Genomic DNA, 21,294 nt, shown 5'->3' with positions numbered 1-21,294 from the left:
TTATTAATCACTTTTGTTTCTGGCTTTAGCCAATTGAGCTTTGATTAGGGCAAGTCGACTCTTACCGTGCTCAAAGCGCTGTTCCGCTGTCGGTTGTTGTCGACCATTACTCCAATTAAGATCATCTTGTGGCAATTCAAAAAGAAAACGACTTGGCTCTAATTGACTACTCTCACCAAATTGCTTACGTTCTCTGCTGTATGAAAGCGTCAGAACTCGCTGTGCTCGCGTAATACCAACATAGGCCAATCGTCTTTCTTCTTCAATGTTTTCTTCATCAATACTGGTTTGGTGCGGTAATAGTCCTTCTGCCATGCCAATTAAATAAACATAAGGAAATTCTAAACCTTTCGAAGCATGTAACGTCATTAATTGCACTTCATCTTGTTCATCTTCATTTTCATTGCGTTCGAGCATGTCACGCAAAGTAAAGCGCGCTACGGCATCTTCCAAAGTATATGGTTCATCAATATCATTACCTTTTAGCATATCATCCAGCCAAGTGATAAGTTGTTCAACATTTTTCATACGCATCTGAGCAGCGGTTGGTGAAGACGATGTTTCATACATCCAACTTTCATAATCAATTCCTTGCAATAATTCGTAAACTGCAGACATTGGATCATGTTGTGCTTGTTGTGATAATTGATTAAACCATTCAACAAATCCTTGCAATGATGTTAATCGTTTAGCAGATAATATTTCGGTTAACTCACCATCAAAAGCTGTTTTGAATAAACTCAATGAACGTGTTCCTGCTAATTCACCTAATTTTTGTAAGGTGGCAGGGCCAATTTCTCGTTTAGGTGTATTAATAACCCGAATAAACGCATTATCATCATCTAAATTTACTAATAGTCGCAAATAAGCCATGATATCTTTAATTTCAATTCGCGAAAAAAACGAGGTTCCCCCTGAAATTTTATAAGGAATACGGCCTTGCATAAGCATTTTTTCAATTAAACGCGACTGATGATTACCACGATATAAAATTGCATAATCACCATAACGAGCATTATTAGCAAAACGATGACCTATAAGGTGATTCACGACTTTTTCTGCTTCATCTTCCTCATTATTTGCTGATAATACATTAATATATTCACCATAACCTAATTCAGAATGGAGAGTTTTACTAAATAAATGGGGATTATTTTCAATTAAAATATTAGCTGCTTTAAGGATTCTCCCCGACGAGCGGTAATTTTGTTCCAATTTGATAACATTAAGATTCGGGAAATCCTGGTTGAGTAATACTAAATTTTGCGGTCGGGCACCACGCCAAGAATAAATCGATTGATCATCGTCACCTACGACGGTAAACTTCGCACGATGACCAACTAATAATTTAATTAATTCATATTGACTAGTATTGGTATCTTGATATTCATCAACGAGCAGATAACGTACTCGGTTTTGCCATTTTTCGCGGACAGTTTCATTATTTTTTAATAATAATGTCGGTAATAAGATCAAATCATCAAAGTCCAAAATACCACATGACTTTTGTTGCTGTTCATACAATTTGTAACAATGTGCAAATAATTGTTCTTTTTTACCTTGCGCTTTAGCCATGGCTAACGTGCTATCAACAAGATCATTTTTCCAATTTGAAATGCAACTACGCAATTGGTTGATGAGTTCTTTATCACCATCAAACCACTGTTCGGTCAACTCTTTAAGTAATGCAAACTGATCATGATCATCGAATAAAGAAAAATTACTTTTAATACCGACCTGTTTATACTCTTTGCGAATTATATCTAGCCCCAATGTATGGAAAGTTGAAATTTTTAACCCTCTCGTTTCTTGGCGACCAAGTGAGTGAGTAATTCGTTCTTTCATTTCTCTAGCAGCTTTATTAGTAAATGTAACCGCAAAAATATGTTTTGGTTGGTATTCTTTAACTTTAATCAAATAAGCAATTTTATTAATAATAACCCGCGTTTTACCCGATCCTGCACCAGCTAGAACCAAACATGGACCAGATACAAACTCAACGGCTTGCTGTTGACTTAAATTTAAACGCACAACGGTAACCATCTATAAAAAATGTGACTAGTATACTCAATCACTCTTTAAAAACCTAATATTAGTATAATTATGCGTTATTTTTTATTCAAAAATGGCAAAACTTTTTAAATAAAATAGCTCCCGTTGATTAGATGAAAAATAAATGGCTAATTAGTTGATCAATAACAATATATAAAACGATTATTGGCTATTAAAAATCTATTATATAGCAAAATTAATAAGTTATATTTTTCCGACTAAACCTTGTTAAATCTATAAATATCTTATTGTAACAATTCCTGCTTATTTACTATATTCAGCTTGAATAACACACTTAAATTTGATAGTTTATTGCCAATCCATATTATTCACATTTAACAAAAAGGTAATTGTTATGACAATCAAAGTAGGTATTAATGGTTTTGGTCGTATCGGCCGTATTGTTTTCCGTGCAGCACAACAACGTTCTGACATCGAAATCGTTGCTATTAATGATTTATTAGACGTTGATTACATGGCTTATATGCTAAAATATGATTCAACTCACGGTCGTTTTGATGGTACAGTTGAAGTTAAAGATGGCAAATTAGTCGTTAACGGTAAAGCAATTCGTGTTACTGCTGAAAGAGATCCTGCAAATTTAAAATGGAACGAAGTAGGTGTTGATGTTGTTGCTGAAGCGACTGGTTTATTCTTAGATGATGCCACTGCTCGTAAACATATCCAAGCTGGTGCTAAAAAAGTTGTTTTAACTGGCCCTTCTAAAGATAGCACACCTATGTTCGTAATGGGTGTTAACGATAAAGATTATGCAGGTCAAGATATCGTTTCTAATGCTTCATGTACAACTAACTGTTTAGCACCTTTAGCTAAAGTTATCAATGACAACTTTGGTATCGTTGAAGGTCTAATGACAACTGTTCACGCAACTACAGCAACTCAAAAAACTGTTGATGGTCCTTCTCACAAAGATTGGCGTGGTGGTCGTGGTGCTGCTCAAAACATCATCCCATCTTCAACTGGTGCCGCTAAAGCTGTGGGTAAAGTTATCCCTGAACTAAATGGTAAATTAACTGGTATGGCTTTCCGTGTTCCAACTCCAGATGTTTCTGTTGTTGATTTAACTGCCCGTTTAGCTAAACCTGCTAAATACGAAGACATCTGTAAAGTAATTAAAGCTGCTGCAGAAGGTCCAATGAAAGGCGTTCTTGGTTACACTGAAGATGCTGTAGTTTCTACTGATTTCTTGGGTGAAGTTTGCACTTCTGTATTTGATGCGAAAGCAGGTATCCAAATCAGTGATACATTTGTTAAATTAGTTGCATGGTACGACAATGAAGTTGGCTATTCAAACAAAGTATTAGACTTAATAGCAGTTGTTGCTAAATAATAGTCATTCAAACTATCTAAAAAAGCTAAAACACTAAAGTTTTAGCTTTTTTTATTGTTTTATTTAGGCAAATTTTCTTACTATTCAATATCTAACATTTTAATTTTTTATTAATTACCAATAATTAGATACAACACTCCATAAAATTAATTTATTAATATCATTTTACTAATCCAAACGATACAAACAGATGGAAAGCCATTGAAAAAAATGATAAATATGAATATTTGCAAAAAGTAAGATTACATAAATGATAAATTACTCTGTTTAATACTCCTATCTCCATGTGCAACTATTGCAGATTTAACGCTGAGATCTTTCTCGACTATTATCGATTATAAGCTGGCAATCACACCATAAATAAAAAAAACGATTACTGATTTAAATTCATTTATTGAATTATTTATGAATGTTATGACAATATGGTATTCAAAATGGTCCAAAAAGTTCGAAAAACTATTCATACTAACTTTATAACAGTATCTTTAAATATGCCTACGACGCTAAATAATTAACCGATATGGAGACTTAATATGCTATAGATAATATTAATGTCATTATTGAATGGAGCATGGATATTTGATATATCTATACTTAATGCCAATTATCAATGTGTTAATAAAAATGGCAAATTAAATGGCATGTCTACAAGCATTGATAATTAGATTAACTCTTGAATAATCGATAATAATAGTAAGACTTATATCTACTTTTATTATTATTTTTTCTACAATTATTAAGCTTTTGGAGATTTAGAAAATCTCCTCGATTATCAGCAGTTCCTCTTTTTAGCCTATCATTATAGTAAATATTGTTTTAATTATTGCTTCTATAAATTTTAATTTAGGCGATATCTTTTTTCAGACTTGAAATATTAATTTTTATGCCTATATAGATAGATGTCTTAATAATAAATTTAGAGGTATTAATCAATGAGTAACCAAGGAACCGAAACTCGTGGATTTCAATCAGAAGTGAAACAACTTCTTCACTTAATGATTCACTCACTTTATTCTAATAAAGAAATATTCTTAAGAGAACTTATCTCAAATGCGTCTGATGCTGCAGATAAACTTCGCTTTAAAGCATTAGAAAACCCTAACCTATATGCTGGAGATGGTGAATTAGGTGTTAAAATTTGGGTTAACAAAGATGCAAGTACACTTACTATTGCTGATAATGGTATTGGTATGACTCGTGATGAAGTCATTGAAAATTTAGGTACCATTGCTAAATCAGGGACTAAAGCTTTTTTAGAGTCAATCGGCAGCGATCAAGCTAAAGATAGTCAACTAATAGGTCAATTTGGTGTTGGCTTCTATTCGGCATTTATTGTAGCCGATAACGTTACCGTGGTAACCCGTGCTGCAACTGCTAAAGAAGATGAAGCGGTCATGTGGCAATCCGCTGGGGAAGGTGAATACACTATTTCTGATGCCCATAAATCAAGTCGCGGTACGGAAATTACACTTCACCTGAAAGACGATGAAAAAGAGTTTTTAGATGACTGGCGTCTGCGTTCAATCATCAGTAAATATTCTGATCATATTTCTTTACCGGTTGAAATTCAAACCATTGAAGAAGAAAGTAAAGAAATTAAGTGGGAAAAAGTCAATAAAGCCCAAGCACTTTGGACCCGTAGTAAAGCAGATATTTCTGATGATGAATATAAAGCATTTTATGAACATTTGTCCCATGATTATAACGAACCACTGATTTGGAGCCATAACCGTGTTGAAGGTAAACAGGAATATACTAGCCTACTCTATATTCCGTCAAAAGCACCATGGGATATGTGGAATCGTGATCATAAACACGGTTTGAAACTTTATGTACAACGTGTCTTTATCATGGACGATGCCGAACAATTTATGCCTAATTACTTGCGTTTTGTAAAAGGTTTAATCGACTCTAATGATCTTCCTTTAAACGTTTCACGTGAAATTTTACAGGATAGCAAAGTAACACAAAATTTACGTAACGCCTGTAGTAAACGTGTTTTACAGATGTTAGAAAAATTAGCTAAAGAAGATAAAGAAAAATACCAACAATTCTGGACTGAATTTGGCTTAGTACTTAAAGAAGGTACCGGTGAAGATTTTGCAAATAAAGAGATTATCGCCAAATTGCTCCGTTTTGCTTCAACCCATAACGATAGTGATGCGCAAACAGTGGCTTTGGAAGAATATATTAATCGTATGTCAGAAGGTCAAGAGAAGATTTATTACATTACCGCTGATAGTTATCAAGCAGCAAAATATAGCCCACACCTTGAATTGTTCCGTAAAAAAGGTATAGAAGTGCTACTGCTTTCAGATCGCATTGACGAATGGATGATGAGTAACTTAACTGAATTTTCTGGGAAAGCCTTCCAATCAGTGAGTAAATCTGATGAATCTATTGAAAAACTAGCAGATCAAGAAACTGACGAACAAAAGCAAGCAGAAAAAGAACTTGAACCATTTGTTAGCCGAGTAAAAACTGTTTTAGGGGATAAAGTTAAAGATGTTAAATTAACACATCGTTTAACAGATACTCCGGCAATAGTGACAACAAAAGAAGGTGAAATGACAACGCAAATGGCTAAACTGTTTGCGGCAGCAGGCCAAAAAGCACCAGAAGTAAAATATACTTTCGAACTTAATCCTGTGCATCCGTTAGTTAAAAAAGCTGCTGATACGCAAGATGATGTTGATTTTAAAGATTGGGTAGAATTATTACTTGATCAAGCTTTGTTAGCCGAAAAAGGCGCTTTAAATGATCCGAGTAAATTTATTAAAAATGTAAATAAATTACTCATGAAATAACTTATTAATAGCCTCCTAAAATAAACCGATATAATTTAGATTATATCGGTTTTTTTATAATTATATTAGATGACTAGTAGCCAGAATTAGTTGAAAAAACTAGGCGATGAACTGTGAACACATATTTATTGCGATGATGTTTCATATTTATTTTCTTCAATATCTTAAATAACATCAGATATTTAAATAAATTACAACTGACTATCAAGCATGAATTTATCGGGAATGTAAATAATTTGCTATTTACCCATGCCATTGTAGCAAGAATCAATAAAACGTTTTATTTTCACCTACTTTTTATCTAAAAAAATGACCTCACTGCCAAGTAACGGCATTTTAAGAATATGTGGCTTAATTTTTCCCCAAACCTGCATTTCACAAGCCTTACAATTGAATTTCAAAGTCAACTCTTCCTTATTATGGATAAGTTTCATTGGTGTCACTTTGGTTCTAACACCTTGCACACCTTTGGCTTGTTTAGGACATAAATTAAAAGCATAACGTAAACAATGTTTGGTAATCATAAGAGGCGCATCATCTGTTATTTGATGCGCTTCATAAGCACTTTCAACCAATTCCACTCCATGTCGTTGATAAAATTCACGTGCTTTGTCGTTATAAACATTAGCTAAAAAAGTTAAATGGGTTTCTGGATATACAGGTATGGGAGATAACTCCGAGCGGCGTTTTTTACGACAATAACGCTCAATCCGCGTTTGGGTTAGCATATCAATCACATCACGTCTTAATTGATTGAATTGACTACTTGGAATAAAGTAAAGGGTACGCAAGTCAATGTCGATGGTTATAGCATAGTAAATAGTTTGTCCCAATTTTGCTAAACTTTCTTGTAAATTCTGGCGCGTTTTATCAATTTGTTGTGCAATATTAAAATTAGCTATTAACCTTTTACTAACAGTAATCCCCTCCTCGCTTTTTACAAAGAGCTCAATGCCACCCTGACAATCTGTTAAAGCAAATGAAACCCCTATTCGCCGTTGGCTGGATTGTTTTAATAAGTTTTGTTGCCACACATGATCAAAATTACGATTAATCTGGCAAGGTAATTGCAATGACATTAATGATTTCGGTAATACATTTGGGTAAACGCGATATACATCAGCCGATAATTTTTCTACTTTATCAGCACGAAAACCAACTATCTCACGCTTAACTAATACATTAAGACCGTCACCATTGACCAAAGGAGATTTTGCCCGAATATCTAACGTATTAGCGGAAATTTTTATCAGTTCACCGACATTTATACCAATAAATTTAGGTGAATCAAATGCCCCGATATTCGCCTGACGACCATGTACAAAATAATCGGTATTACCACGATGAAAAGTACGATCTGGATCTGGTATAAAAAAGTGTTCTGTTTTACCACTTGAAGCACGACATAAATCCGGACGCTTTGTTAAAATATTATCTAAATGTTGCCGATAAAAAGCTGTTATATTTTTTACGTAACTTAAATCTTTATACCGCCCTTCAATTTTAAAAGAACGGACACCCGCATCAATTAAGGCTAATAAATTATTTGATTGATTATTGTCTTTCATTGATAACAAATGCTTCTCATAAGCGACCACCCGGTTTTGATCATCTTTCAAAGTATAGGGTAAGCGACAGGCTTGTGAACAATCACCACGATTGGCACTTCGCCCAGTTTGTGCATGAGAAATATAACATTGCCCGGAAAATGCGACACATAACGCACCATGCACAAAGTATTCAATGGTAGCTGGACTCTGTTGATGAATGGCATTAATTTCAGCTAAATTTAACTCTCTTGCTAACACAATTTGTGAAAAACCGACATCAGCCAAGAATTTAGCTTTTTCAGGGGTTCGAATATCCATTTGCGTACTGGCATGTAAATCAATTGGTGGAATATCCAAAGCTAAAATCCCCATATCTTGAATAATTAATGCATCGACACCTGCGTTGTAAAGTTGATGAATTAATTGTCTAGCTGGTTCCAATTCATTATCATGTAAAATTGTATTTAAAGTTACAAAAACTTTAGCATAATAGAGATGAGCAAAAGTGACTAATTTAGCAATGTCACTAACCGAATTACCGGCATTATGCCGAGCACCAAATTGAGGGCCGCCAATATAAACGGCATCCGCGCCATGCAAGATAGCATGTTTAGCAATTTCAATATCTTTAGCTGGGCTAAGTAATTCGAGATGATGTGTTGATAATGATAGCATGATAAATCCACAACGAAAAAAGACGCCGAAATTATACCTGTTTTTTGATTTATTTCTCTTTATTTATTGCAGATTTAAAAAATAACGATAAAGTATGACGTTCCAATAATAATCTTCAATCAAAATGACAACTATTACCTTATACCATAACCCTAAATGCTCTAAAAGCCGAACAACACTCGCGTTACTCATTGATAAAGGTATTAAACCAAACATTGTATTATATTTAGATAATCCGCCATCAATCGAACAGTTACAAACCTTAGTTAACCAACTTGGTTTTAACTCAGCACGGCAAATTATGCGAACGAAAGAACAGCTTTATCAAGAATTATATCTAGATGGTGAAAATATTACTGAACAACAATTATTTAATGCGATGCATCGATACCCGATATTGATTGAACGCCCCATCGTGGTAAATAATCATCGCGCTATAATTGGTCGCCCACCTGAAAAGATATGGGAAATATTCTGATAAAACGGATAATTGACGATTTAAGAAAATATAAATATTTCATATACAATAAAAATTAAGCGGTTTAATTACCGAAAAGAATTAGATAGACTGCCATGTACATAACAAACAATTTTTTATGGTTATGTACATTGCGAATGGCGCAAATCAAGTTTTTCGCCTATTAAGTATGATTACTCACAATAAAAATGTCCACAAATATAAACCGCAATTAATATTTAACCTTATCAACAATAATTGCATTATCATGTAAGTAACGTTCATTTTTACTATCTATATTAGAATCGGTAATTACTCGATTAATGGCACTAAGCGGTTGAAATAAATATTTCTGTTGTTGACCGAATTTTGATGAATCAGTAATAATGATATTTTCACTAGGTTTATCTAAAATTGTATTGACTAATTCTGTGCGCATATTATCGCGCCCAGTAAAACCCGTTTGTTCAGTAAATCCATCAACACCAATAAACGCTTTATCGAAAGAAATATGCGCAATGGCTAAACATGCAAGTTCGCCAACAACACTATCACTCTTCTTTTGATATTCGCCACCAATCACAATTACTTTAATATCAGTGGTTTTAAGTATTTGAGCAATATAATAACTTGAAGTAATTAACGTTATTCGACGAGTAAAGGCTAAATGACGAGCAAGTAAAGCGTTAGTACTTCCCCCTTCGATAAAGATAACTTCATTATTATTGACTAATGAAGCAGCATATTCAGCAATTTTTTGTTTTAGCGGAAATTTAATTTTCATTCGCGCATCTAAATTATCGCTATCCATTGTCACGGCATAACCATGTTCACGTTTTAAGTAACCTTTTTCTTCTAAGAAATTAAGATCATGCCGAATGGTAACAACCGAAACAGCCAGATACTGGGCTAAATCAGCGACTTTAACTTGTCCTAATTCATTGACTCGGTAAATAATTTCTTTTTGACGTTCATTCATTAAATAAAACATTTATAGCTAGCCTTTTATTCCAACAATTTAATTAATCAGGAGAATCATTCCGTCGCGTCATTACATATGTGATGTGTAATAGATTTAACAGTTGTTTTAATTATAGTTTTTATATCATCTATACTGTTTTTAGAGTAACTGGCGACTATCTTACACAACTCTTTGACAACAATCATTAAATGTTTAACCGATTGAAATACTACTTGAGTGATTATTTATCTTTCAAGTAATATTTTAATGATAAAACCACCCTTTATTGATTGTTAATAAAGTTGTAAATGAAGGCTAATATTATTGAATAATGAAAATAAATAATTAAGCCATCAAATGATGGCTTATTTTAGTTAGATAAAGTATAAAAATGTAATCAAATAACATGCTCAGTTCGGGCAATGATATCATCTTGTGCTTCTGGTGATAATGCGGTAAAGAATGCAGAGTAACCAGCAACACGAACCACTAAATCTCGATACTGATCGGGATTTGTTTTTGCTGCCAATAATGTTTCACGTGAAACCACGTTGTATTGTACATGCCACCCCTTGTGCACTTCAAAAAAGGTTCGTAACATAAGCATTAGCTTTTGCCTATCTTGGATATGATCGAGCGTAGATGGATTAAGTTTTTGATTAAGTAATACCCCACCCAAAATTTTATCGGTTGGTAATTTACCGATGGAATTGAATACCGCTGTAGGACCTAATGTATCGGTACCTGATGAAGGACTCGCGCCTTCTGCTAAAGGAGTCCAAGCTTTACGTCCATCTGGCGTCGCTGCCGTTTGTGCACCAAATGGAACATTGGCAGAAATTGAGGAGGTACCTGCATAATAAGTCCCACCTATTGGGCCACGACCATAACGTGGATTCTTATAGTTTTTGAGTTCATCTATATAACTGTGATAGGCATCAACTAATAACTGGTCAACTTCATCATTATCATTACCGTATTTAGGTGCACCATTTAATAAACGTTGACGTAATTGTTCACCGTTTAAACCGTCAAAATTTGACGCTAAAGATTCAGCTAGCTCTTGTTGACTAATCATACCTTGTTCAAATACCAATTTTTTAACTGCTTCAAGACTGTTGGCTGTATTGGCTAATCCGACCTGTAAACCTGAAACCCAATCATATTTAGCCCCGCCTTGTTTGAGTGTTTTACCACGTTCGATACAATCATCGACTAAAACAGAGCAAATAATATCGTGAGCATTTTCTTCTAACATGGTATCTATGACATACTCGATTTCAATAGATTTACGGGTGTAATAACGAATTTGTTTATCCCAAGATTGCATCACTTCATTGAAGTTCGTAAAATTACCTTTACTCAATGCTTTTTCTTGTGCTAAGAAAACGGCTCCGCTCGTTGCATCTTTACCTCCCTCAAGTGCTGCCAGTACAACACGTGTAAAGTTAATAAAACTCATACCTGTACAACGATATCCCCATTTACCTGGAACCGCCGTTTCGATACAACCAATTGCAGAATAATCATAGGCATCCTGTGGTTCAACGCCCAGTTTAATAAATTCAGGGATTACAATTTCATCATTATTGAACGCTGGCATACCAAAGCCACAACGAATAACTTGCACACATGCATCTAAAAATTCATTACTTAATCCTGCATGATAACGCACACTAAGATTGGGTTGTGTTGATTTTAAACGACCACAGGATTCTAATATCGCCAACGATAAACTATTTACCGCATCAATTGGTTTACCATTTACAAGTTTTTGCCCACCAATAGTAACATTTTGGTACATTGGACTTCCTGCAGAGGCTTTTGAGTGAGAACCAGAACGAATTTTATTAATTTCTAAAAGTTTTAACCAACAACTATGTAATAATTCTATAGCATTTTCTCGAGTTATTAGTTTATTTTGTTCAACATCTTTTTGATAAAATGGGTAAAGATATTGATCCAAACGCCCAAAGGAAACGGAATGACCATTTGACTCTATTTGTAATATTAACATCACAAAATAGCATAGTTGTAATGCTTGCCAATAAGTTTTTGGCGGTTGATGCGCAATTAAATGGCAGTTATCAGCGATTCCCTGTAACTCTTTTTTACGCCAGTCGCGTGTTTCGGTTTCTGCCATTTTATTGGCTAACTTAGCATAACGTTCAATATATTCACTCATTGCCACCATTGACATATCGGAAGCTTTTAGAAAATGACTTTTATAAAAATCATCTAAGTTAGTTAAATCTAAGCGCTCACGACGTTCTCTAATTTTAGCAATAATGCCATCAATGCCATTTTCTAGAATCAGTGGAAAATTAATTGCTAAATGAGCATCTCCAGCATTCATATTTCCTTCTGCTTTAATCATTACCGTATCAAGTAACGATTTCTGTTCATCAGTAAAAAGTGCATAGCAGCGATCTAATACTGTTTGACCATGCCACCACGGACAGATATCATGCAACACTGCTTTATCACGTTCACTGACTTCAAAACCAGCACCAGGTCTATCGCCTAGTTCATCGATTTCTTTCTCAATCCAGCCGACGGTATATTCTGGAAATATGGGTGCCGCTCGAGGATGACTAGCTTGGTTACCAACAATTAATTCATCATGTTTTATCCAAATTGTTTTTTTTGCCAAATGATTAACCAAAGCATATGCGCGACGGATAACAATTGGTTGTGCGAAATGTTTTTTATATGATTCAGTATAGTGTTCAGCACGTTCAACGCAAATATGGGGTTTAATAATATGAATTAAAGCATCTTTATGTGCTTGAATTCTGGGGGTAATCTCTGTTAAATTTAGTTTTGTCATCGTTGTCTCCTTTGGCTATTTTGATAGCATTTATCCTCTTAAAACAGCTGTTAATTTTTTTTCCGCAGCATAATGCATTGCATAGTCAACTAACTCATTGTCATTTAGCGGTTCAGTTGGTGCGTAATATGGCATATCTAACATTTTGTATTTATTAATACCCAATGTGTGATAGGGTAAAAAGTGAATTTCATGAGTGGTTATTTCATTAGCTGCAAAATCAATAATTGAGCGCATTGATGATTTATCAGCATTAAAGCCTTGGATTATTGGTACTCTTACGGTAATTGCTTTACCGGTAATGGATAATTGTCGAAAATTATCCAAAATGCGTTTCACCGAACCGTTTGTCCATTCTTTGAATTTTTTTTCATCAGTATGTTTTAAATCAGCTAAGAAGAGATCAAGATAAGGTAAGGACGGTTCGACATATTTCCAGGGTACATGTAAACAAGTTTCAACGGCTGTATGATAATTTTTTTCTTTACAACGTTGTAAAATTTGCTGAATTAAATCCGGTTGCATGAATGGCTCACCTCCCGATATAGTTACACCACCGTTTGTGCGTAAGTAAAATGGCGCATCTTTATTAACAACCACCATAATTTCATCGACAGTTTGAGGTTCCCCGCAAACACTAATTGCCAAACTAGGACAAACAAACTTTACATTTTCAATCAATTGTTCATTAAAGTGAGCACGGTCAATGGTCAATTCTTCACACTCTTTATTAAAAATTTGCGGAATTTTTTTTACACACAATTGACAATCATGTATACATAAGCGTTTGTCATATAAAATTTCAGATTTAAGTGATTGACTTTCTGGGTTTTGACACCAAAAACAGCTCAATGAACAACCTTTAAAAAAAATAACGGTTCTTATTCCTGGACCATCATGAGTTGAATAGCGTTGTAGATTGAAAATCATAACCATGCTCCTTTTTGCAATATTAGAGCATCTTTCGAAAGAAAGTGTCCGTGATATAAATCACATTTTTACGATTAAAAAAAATTTTTCCATCAATCAAATTAAGAAAAATAAATGACGACTTATCTAGTATTTACCGCACTGAATAAAATTAAAAACTACCTGATAGCAACGGGTTATTTTAATTTTTAACAAAATTTGTGTATGATAATGAGCAACTAAATAATTAGCATTTTATAGTGATTGGCATGCACAAAAGACACCAGAAAATATTGGAATTAATCAATAACCGGCAAAAAATTAGTGTTAATGAATTGTCCAAACTAACTAATGTATCCGTAGTGACTATTCGCAATGATTTATCCTACCTTGAAGAACAAAATTTTATCAAACGAACACATGGCTTTGCTGAAATTTTGGACCGGGATGTAATGAGTGAGCGCATTCAACTAAACTTTTCACTAAAACAGCGATTGGCTAAATATGCATTAAACTTCATTGAAGACGGGGATTCAATCTTTATAGAAGGTGGTAGTACTAATGCCTTACTCGCTCGAGAATTACTAAATTTTGAAGGTGAAATTGTTGTTATTACAGTTTGTACTTATATTGCTCAGCTGTTAAAAGAAGCAAAATTTGATGTGATTTTATTAGGTGGATTACTGCAAGCCAAAAGCGACAGTGTAATAGGACCATTAACTCGTATGTGCATAACACAAACTCATTTTAATAAAGCCTTTTTGGGTATCGATGGTTATCATCCTGAAATGGGATTTACTGGGCGGGATATGATGCGAGCAGAAGTCATTAATTGTGTGCTTGATAAAGGTGCTCAAAACTATGTTATTACTGATTCTTCTAAATTTGGTTCGGTGTTTGCCTATACAATAGCGATCGATAAAATTAAACACATCATTACTGACAATAATCTTGATATAAATTTTGAAAACGACATAATGAAAAAGTCTATAAATGTTTATAAATTACCTTAATCGTTTTACCCATTCACACGCCAACAAACACTTTTAAATCCCATTAAAGATTAGTCAAGACTACTATATATTACGCTAGTGGTCTTTCTGATTGAGTAGATAGCCACTTAAATAGCCAATTAACTATTTCCTCTTTTTATCATTACTAACAAAATTGAATTTTCTTTTAATCAAAAATTATAATTAATCTAACATCGGCAAATCTATTTGCAATAGCACCTAGTTAATCGATATTTTCAATAATAAAAAACCGTTATTTGATATTTATCACTTTTTTATTTTCTTTTTAAACTTTCTATAGAAAGCTGATATTTTTCTTTTATTGTGATTTAAATCATACTTTCGAAGTAAAAAAATTTATTTTTCTTTTTTTTAAGCTAATCTTTTTACAAATTATTGGAAATTAATATAAGGAACAAGTAATGGACAATATTGAACAAGCGATCATGAACTTAATTGTTAATTCTGGAGCAGCGAAATCCTATGCTTATAATGCGTTATCAAACGTAAATGAAAAAAACTATAGTTTAGCAGAAGAAAATTTTAAACAAGCGAATGAATATTTGTTATTAGCGCATAACGAACAGACTACATTACTAACATTGGAAGCGAATGGAGAATCATTAAATGTAAATGCTCTTTTTGTACACGCTCAAGATCATTTGATGAATGCGATATCTGAAATCACATTAATTGAACAAATTATCGAATTACGCAAAATCTTAAACACGTTAATCGAAAAACAATAAGCAATTTATAAAAATAAGGAAAATATCATGATTAAGATTAAATTATTCTGTGCTGCTGGATTCTCAACGAGTATGTTAGTTGAAAAAATGTTAGAAACCGCTCAACAACAAGGTATTGATGTAGATATTCAAGCTCATTCACATGCCAAACTTAGAGATTATGTTAATGATATGGACGTGGCTTTATTAGGACCGCAAGTGGGATATGCTTTAAAAAAAGCGAAAGAAGTTTGTGCCCCAGCTAATGTGCCAATTGAAGTGATACCAATGATTGACTATGGCACAATGAACGGGGAAAACGTATTAAATTTTGCATTAAATCTATATCAAACTAAGGCGGAACAATAGATGAGTATCGTTGAATATATTAATACTAAAATTCTTCCGAAAGTTTTAACATTTGTTAACTCTAAAGGAATTACTGCGGTAAAAGATGGAATGCTAAGTATTTTGCCATTAACCGTTGTAGGTAGTTTTTTTTTAGTTGTCGGGCAAATACCATCTAAAACGGTAAATGATTGGATTGCCAGTATTTTAGGTAATGATTGGACTGAGCCATTTATGCAGGTTTATGGTGGAACCTTTGCAATAATGGGGCTAATTTCTTGTTTTGCGATTGCTTATGCATATGTGAAAAATGAAGGTTTTGAGCCATTGCCCGCTGGCGTGTTAGCGGTTTCCGCTTTTTTTATAACATCGAATTCTTATGTTGTGGCACCTATTTCTGGTGAAGTAGTGAATAATACCGTCGCCAAGGCATGGATTGGTGGTCAAGGCATGATTTCTGCGATTATCATTGGACTTACCGTTGGTTTTATTTATACGCTTTTTTTACGGCGTAATATTGTTATCAAAATGCCTAAAGCAGTCCCAAAAACTGTTGCTGTACAATTTACTGCCTTCATCCCTGCATGCTGTATATTTTTACTTTCATTAATAACCTATGCCATGTTTAAAACCTATGGTAAAACCACACTATTAGAAGCAATTTATAGTTTAATTCAAGTGCCTTTACAAGGTTTAACCGATTCATTTGGTGGTGTTATTGCCATCGCATTTTTTATATCATTTTTATGGTGGTTTGGTGTACACGGTCAATCAATCGTAAATGGTATCGTAACATCGATATTAACAGCTAATGCCATCGATAATACACGTTTGCTTGCTCAAAATGGCTCTTTAAATATTGGTGATGGCGCTCATATTGTAACACAACAGTTTTTGGATACTTTTATTTTATTTACTGGTTCAGGAATTACATTTGGAATTGTGTTTGCTATGATTTTCTCAGCAAAATCAAAACAATATAAATTTTTAGGTAAAGCAACTATATTTCCAACTTTATTTAATATTAATGAACCAATTACATTTGGTTTCGGCATAGTTCTTAATCCAATTATGTTTATCCCATTTATTTTGGTGCCTATTATAAGTGGAATTTTAGTTTATACCTCTATTGCAATAGGATTTATGGCTCCATTTTCGGGTGTCATGTTGCCTTGGAGTACACCTGGCATTTTATCAGGATTTTTGGTAGCCGGTTGGCAAGGCGCACTGATTCAATTAGTTATTCTCATTATCTCAGTCATTGGCTATTATCCCTTCTTTAGAAAAATGGATGCTATTGCCTACGCCAAAGAACAACAAGAGCAATCGACTACGATGCTACAATCTCATTAATAAAATTCAAACCATCATGTTATTATTCAGCATGATGGTTAGGACTCATTTGTGAATAATGTAATGTTTATTATTGCCAATTTTTAAATCGTATTGTTCGTATCATATTAAATTTTGGCGATAATACGATGAAAATAATATCTATAGCCACAGCTGCATAAATATTAATGTGTTATGTTGCATAATTTTGCTCGTTATTAAACATCAAAATCACATTAAATATTAATTATTTTAATATGTTGCGACAATGGTATCTCATCAATATAATAAAAAGTAGCTCAATACCTCAATAGTTTTTTAACAAAAATTTATGTGATGTAACTCACAAATTTTTAAATAAATAAAAGATTCAACTTTCTTTTTGCATTAAAATTACTTTCGAACGTAAATTTAACTACTAAAAGGATGAATATGGAACTTTATTTAGATACTGCTGATGTAAAATCGGTTAAAAGATTAGCAAAAATATTACCGATACAAGGGGTAACAACTAATCCAAGTATTGTGGCAAAAGAGAAAAAACCTATTTTTGATGTATTGAATGAATTACAAGCAGCAGTTGGTGCTAAAAGTCAATTATTTGCACAAGTTATCGCAAATAATGCTAAAGATATGATTAAAGAGGCAGAAAAATTAAGACTGTATTTTCCAACCATTGTAATCAAAGTTCCTGTCACTAGCGAAGGATTAATCGCAATTAAAGAGTTGTCAGCCCAAGAAATAACTACACTAGGTACGGCCGTTTATGGTGCAGGACAAGGATTTCTCTCAGCTTTAGCTGGTGCTAAATATGTCGCGCCTTATGTTAATCGTATCGATGCTCAAGGTGGTAGCGGAATTGAAGTCGTTGCTGAATTACAAACATTACTTGAGATGCATTGCCCCTCATCAATGATTTTAGCGGCAAGTTTTCGGACACCACGACAAGTCCTTGATTGCTTATTAGCTGGTTGTAAATCAATTACTATTCCAACAGATATTGCGGAATTATTCATTGCTGACCCTGCAGTAGACGCTGCGATTAAACAGTTTGATAATGATTGGATAAATGCTTTCGGCGATCTAAAGCTATAATGATTAACAATTGCAAATCTTACATATTTTAGTTAATGGTTATTTTTATAAAAACCTAAGTGGGAATTTGAACTTAGGTTTCTACTTATTGTGATGACAAAATAATCTATATAAATATTAACTTACCTTTAAAAAACTATGTCAAGCATGAATTGTCACCTTTAAAAATTATAATCTTATCTATCATTTAAACAGAACCAATACGTTTATTGCAAATTCCTATTATTTTTATTAAAGCATGGAGATAAACATGATGTTTATGCGGCAAAACTGATATCTTTAGCAGATAATGAGGTATGTTTTCAATTGTGACAAAACCATTTCAAAAATAATGATGTGAATGGCACATTTAAACCATCATTTTTTATCAACTAATAATTAAATTATCTTATTATTGAACGTTGATAATACTAGATGTTTTGCTGTGTATAATTTATCGGTGATAAATATTTCTTACATTCAGTGATTCGGTAAAAATACTATCGCCATAAATCGCAGTTTATTCTGTCAATTAACATAAAAAAATAAATAACGGGTTTATTTATAATTGCCTATTTACCATATTAGAAAAATAACCACCGCTTACTGAAAGGTAATAGAAACCAACTAATATTTTAGGATTATCTTTACCATTTATCCCATAGCCATTCAAAGTTAATTTTGTTACTGCACTTAGTTTGTTATCGCTGAGTTACTAATTTGTAGAAATATCGAAAAAATTTCGTTTTAATGCACAATTAATACTGATCGTAAAGTTAAACACTTGTTGCCAAATTTTTTGGAAGAAAAATTTTAAAAATTTATTATTTTTGTATTATGAGTCCGTTATTATTATTGGAATTTTAAATAAAATTCCTCAAAATTACGATTAATAATACCAAACATATTTGGTATTCATTCAAATTTAAATAATTTTGTTTGTTGATCTAAATAACTGAGCAGATCGGGCATTCGATATTTTCCAGCCATTGATTTAATGCTCTCAGCTGCATCTTCTAATGCAATGCCAATTGCTGTCACATATAAAGGATGTGCACTTTTACCCCGTATGACTTCTATTAAATACTCACGATTACCTAAAAAAGGCTTTTTAGCAACACCTATTATAGGTATGGTTTGATTTAATGCATTATATAGATGACCGCCTAAACCAAATTTACCATGATCTAAATGTACATAACCATCAATGACAATCATGGTGATTTTAGATAAATCAATCTTAGTTAACAATGAGATTATGCAAGGTAACTCACGTTGATAAAATTGCCCCGATTGGTAAGGTGCGACATCGTTTTGATAATCACTAACTAAAGCAATAATATCATTCTTGCTATCAGTCCAACGCTCAAAGGTTATCCCCACTGTTTTGGCACGATTGGCAATATAATATACATCTATGGCAATAATCATTTTTAACAACCTTCGATAACATTTTTTTATTATTAAAGTGATTTTTTTATTGTGAGTAACGGATATCCGCTAGTCCCTTCATATTGAAACGGTCATTTTGCTTTAGCATTTAATCTGCTATGAGTCGTTTTGCTAAATAAAAGGCAATTTTAATATTAACATTAAAATTGATAAAGATACTCTCACTCTTTTTTTATTTAAATAATCAATAATATTAAATCTCAATAATTGATAGTAATAGATGAATTGCTGATAAAACAATGCCCCATAATATTAACTCAAATTAGCAAATATTTACTCGGTTATTGGTTAGTTTTAGATCATCATAACGCGAAATAAATAATATTTTCTTTACATATGACGATTTAATTCGCACATTCCTATTAATTTATATGTAAAATTAACCGAACATAGAGTGTGCTATTTGTCTAATGTAAATCGAAGCATATAATGCCTCAAACCCAAAGCAAAGTTAGATAACAAGCTTAGATATCACTTAAAAGAACTGACTAGTCAGTACCAAAGTATGACTATTTTATGTTATAAAACTTACCAAAATCAGATAGGCTTGTTGATAAAAAAGCAAACTTATCGATTATTTTGAATTTATCCTATTGTTTTGGGGCATTAGCCCCTTTTTATAATTTTGCTAACTTTTCCTGCCAGTATTCTTGATATTGTGGCAGGCGTTTTTGTGCTCTTTGGTACACCTGTTTTAGTTCAGTAGTATCGAGTTTTCTTTGTAGTTTCTCCATGGCATAATCTAGTTTTTTCTGCTGCATATATGCCATAAACAGCAGTGAGGCATCATAGACTTCGCCCATATCCGGTGTGATTTTTTCAAGCTGTTTGATTGCCCGATAATTATTATCATTAAAAATTCCGGCGACTAAAGCTTCATCCAAATACATTATACCGGGCTTGGATTTATCAATGTTTGGGCTTCCTTTGGGACTATCGAAGTAATAGTGTTGTTTTCGCAGTGCGAATAATTTTTCCGTATCGGGGGCTTGTCTATTCATTGCAACAGCAATCTTGGCAAAATCCATTACTCCATAAATTAGTTGAGCTTGGTTTTTACCATAAATTCCCATACCCACTTGATAAGGGGTGCCACTGAAATCAATCACTATTTTTTTTCCAAAGCAATACGCCTGTTCTCCACCCCAAATAATAGTGGAGTTGGGATTTATTTTATTTTGCACTTTATAAAATTGGATAATAGCGTCGAAAATGTAGGGATTAGTTATCGTTAATGGCGCAAAAATAACTGCTCTCCATGAGGAGTCATAAGTATATAATTCATCGAGATCAACCCCCCGCTTTTTAGCTTGCAATGGCGTAATGACACAAGGTGGATTTTCGATAAAATCTTGCTCATCGATGATTAACGGTTCGGAATCGCTTTCTGGCTTAGGTGAGATGTTATAAATAATTGGTTGACCGCTAACTTCATCTTCATCCTTAAGAGCTTCTAAAACTAAATCATGAAAATCTGCATATATCAACTTTTCTTGCGGATCCGTTGCATTATTAAATAATTTTTTTAACTTTTTAAGACTATCACCAGGTTCACCAAAAAGATATTTTACTAAATAACTCAATTTACAATATGGATTTTTTGGCTCGTTCATACTGTAATAATCGGTCAAACTAGCTAAATTTTGCGGAATTTTATAAAATTGACTGGATAACTCATACATATGTTGACCTTGAGTTAATTGCAATAGAGCAATCGCAACCGCAGTTTCGGGCGTAATACCCCAATATTTTTCA

Annotated in this window: 15 protein-coding genes; 8 read left to right on the top strand and 7 right to left on the bottom strand. The window is 33.3% G+C overall.

Annotation, left to right across the window (positions count from 1 at the left end; genetic code table 11):
- Positions 1-3: 3 nt before the first annotated feature.
- Positions 4-2,031, bottom strand: coding sequence for a DNA helicase Rep (gene rep, locus FcAc13_RS04170; protein ID WP_187754951.1), 2,028 nt, complete (start codon positions 2,029-2,031; stop codon positions 4-6).
- 376 nt (positions 2,032-2,407) lie between these two features.
- Between rep and gapA the strand changes: the two genes are divergently transcribed.
- On the top strand, positions 2,408-3,403 hold the full coding sequence (gene gapA, locus FcAc13_RS04165; protein WP_187754950.1) for a glyceraldehyde-3-phosphate dehydrogenase: 996 nt from the start codon (positions 2,408-2,410) through the stop codon (positions 3,401-3,403).
- 932 nt (positions 3,404-4,335) lie between these two features.
- On the top strand, positions 4,336-6,210 hold the full coding sequence (gene htpG / locus FcAc13_RS04160) for a molecular chaperone HtpG (protein WP_187754949.1): 1,875 nt from the start codon (positions 4,336-4,338) through the stop codon (positions 6,208-6,210).
- A gap of 290 nt (positions 6,211-6,500) precedes the next feature.
- On the opposite strand, the gene FcAc13_RS04155 is transcribed toward htpG, so the two are convergent.
- Positions 6,501-8,435, bottom strand: a complete 1,935-nt coding sequence (locus FcAc13_RS04155) for a peptidase U32 family protein (RefSeq protein WP_187754948.1) — start codon at positions 8,433-8,435, stop codon at positions 6,501-6,503.
- A gap of 124 nt (positions 8,436-8,559) precedes the next feature.
- Between FcAc13_RS04155 and arsC the strand changes: the two genes are divergently transcribed.
- On the top strand, positions 8,560-8,913 hold the full coding sequence (arsC, locus tag FcAc13_RS04150) for an arsenate reductase (glutaredoxin) (protein WP_187754947.1): 354 nt from the start codon (positions 8,560-8,562) through the stop codon (positions 8,911-8,913).
- 211 nt (positions 8,914-9,124) lie between these two features.
- On the opposite strand, the gene FcAc13_RS04145 is transcribed toward arsC, so the two are convergent.
- The 3 genes from FcAc13_RS04145 to FcAc13_RS04135 form a co-directional block, all read right to left on the bottom strand.
- Complete coding sequence (locus FcAc13_RS04145) at positions 9,125-9,871, bottom strand: DeoR family transcriptional regulator (protein ID WP_187755088.1); 747 nt, start codon at positions 9,869-9,871, stop codon at positions 9,125-9,127.
- A gap of 379 nt (positions 9,872-10,250) precedes the next feature.
- Positions 10,251-12,683 (bottom strand): formate C-acetyltransferase/glycerol dehydratase family glycyl radical enzyme, encoded by a 2,433-nt coding sequence (locus FcAc13_RS04140; RefSeq protein ID WP_187754946.1) that lies wholly within the window; start codon positions 12,681-12,683, stop codon positions 10,251-10,253.
- 30 nt (positions 12,684-12,713) lie between these two features.
- Positions 12,714-13,613, bottom strand: coding sequence for a glycyl-radical enzyme activating protein (locus FcAc13_RS04135; RefSeq protein WP_187754945.1), 900 nt, complete (start codon positions 13,611-13,613; stop codon positions 12,714-12,716).
- A gap of 248 nt (positions 13,614-13,861) precedes the next feature.
- Here FcAc13_RS04135 and FcAc13_RS04130 point away from each other — a divergent pair, with 248 nt between their 5' ends.
- The 5 genes from FcAc13_RS04130 (at position 13,862) to fsa (ending at position 18,108) form a co-directional block, all read left to right on the top strand.
- The gene (locus FcAc13_RS04130) at positions 13,862-14,605 is read left to right on the top strand and encodes a DeoR/GlpR family DNA-binding transcription regulator (RefSeq protein ID WP_187754944.1); all 744 of its coding nucleotides are present in this window, start codon (positions 13,862-13,864) and stop codon (positions 14,603-14,605) included.
- 422 nt (positions 14,606-15,027) lie between these two features.
- Positions 15,028-15,354: a PTS lactose/cellobiose transporter subunit IIA gene (locus tag FcAc13_RS04125; protein WP_187754943.1), complete on the top strand. Its 327-nt coding sequence runs from the start codon at positions 15,028-15,030 to the stop codon at positions 15,352-15,354.
- A gap of 27 nt (positions 15,355-15,381) precedes the next feature.
- A complete protein-coding gene (locus tag FcAc13_RS04120; protein WP_187754942.1) occupies positions 15,382-15,702 on the top strand; it encodes a PTS sugar transporter subunit IIB in 321 nt (106 codons plus the stop codon).
- A complete protein-coding gene (locus FcAc13_RS04115; protein ID WP_187754941.1) occupies positions 15,703-17,034 on the top strand; it encodes a PTS sugar transporter subunit IIC in 1,332 nt (443 codons plus the stop codon).
- Positions 17,035-17,445: 411 nt separating this feature from the next.
- Positions 17,446-18,108 carry a fructose-6-phosphate aldolase gene (gene fsa / locus FcAc13_RS04110; RefSeq protein WP_187754940.1) on the top strand — a complete coding sequence of 221 codons (663 nt, stop codon included), beginning with the start codon at positions 17,446-17,448 and terminating at the stop codon, positions 18,106-18,108.
- Between the two features lie 894 nt (positions 18,109-19,002).
- Here fsa and FcAc13_RS04105 read toward each other — a convergent pair.
- Positions 19,003-19,527, bottom strand: coding sequence for an endonuclease V (locus tag FcAc13_RS04105; RefSeq protein WP_255562861.1), 525 nt, complete (start codon positions 19,525-19,527; stop codon positions 19,003-19,005).
- A gap of 629 nt (positions 19,528-20,156) precedes the next feature.
- The coding region (locus FcAc13_RS04100; protein ID WP_187754938.1) for a hypothetical protein at positions 20,157-21,294 on the bottom strand (1,138 nt) is incomplete at its 5' end.

Origin of the sequence: Frischella japonica, assembly GCF_014489845.1 — a bacterium.
Classification (GTDB): Bacteria; Pseudomonadota; Gammaproteobacteria; order Enterobacterales; family Orbaceae; genus Frischella; species Frischella japonica.
Note: the sequence above shows the minus strand (reverse complement) of the source record. Positions and strands in the feature narration are given on the sequence as shown.

Bases quoted from the DNA above. Each gene is read 5' to 3' on its own strand.
- gapA (WP_187754950.1), top strand. From the start codon at position 2,408: ATGACAATCAAAGTAGGTATTAATGGTTTTGGTCGTATCGGCCGTATT.
- htpG (WP_187754949.1), top strand. From the start codon at position 4,336: ATGAGTAACCAAGGAACCGAAACTCGTGGATTTCAATCAGAAGTGAAA.
- FcAc13_RS04155 (WP_187754948.1), bottom strand. From the start codon at position 8,435: ATGCTATCATTATCAACACATCATCTCGAATTACTTAGCCCAGCTAAA.
- arsC (WP_187754947.1), top strand. From the start codon at position 8,560: ATGACAACTATTACCTTATACCATAACCCTAAATGCTCTAAAAGCCGA.
- FcAc13_RS04145 (WP_187755088.1), bottom strand. From the start codon at position 9,871: ATGAATGAACGTCAAAAAGAAATTATTTACCGAGTCAATGAATTAGGA.
- FcAc13_RS04140 (WP_187754946.1), bottom strand. From the start codon at position 12,683: ATGACAAAACTAAATTTAACAGAGATTACCCCCAGAATTCAAGCACAT.
- FcAc13_RS04135 (WP_187754945.1), bottom strand. From the start codon at position 13,613: ATGATTTTCAATCTACAACGCTATTCAACTCATGATGGTCCAGGAATA.
- FcAc13_RS04130 (WP_187754944.1), top strand. From the start codon at position 13,862: ATGCACAAAAGACACCAGAAAATATTGGAATTAATCAATAACCGGCAA.
- FcAc13_RS04125 (WP_187754943.1), top strand. From the start codon at position 15,028: ATGGACAATATTGAACAAGCGATCATGAACTTAATTGTTAATTCTGGA.
- FcAc13_RS04120 (WP_187754942.1), top strand. From the start codon at position 15,382: ATGATTAAGATTAAATTATTCTGTGCTGCTGGATTCTCAACGAGTATG.
- FcAc13_RS04115 (WP_187754941.1), top strand. From the start codon at position 15,703: ATGAGTATCGTTGAATATATTAATACTAAAATTCTTCCGAAAGTTTTA.
- fsa (WP_187754940.1), top strand. From the start codon at position 17,446: ATGGAACTTTATTTAGATACTGCTGATGTAAAATCGGTTAAAAGATTA.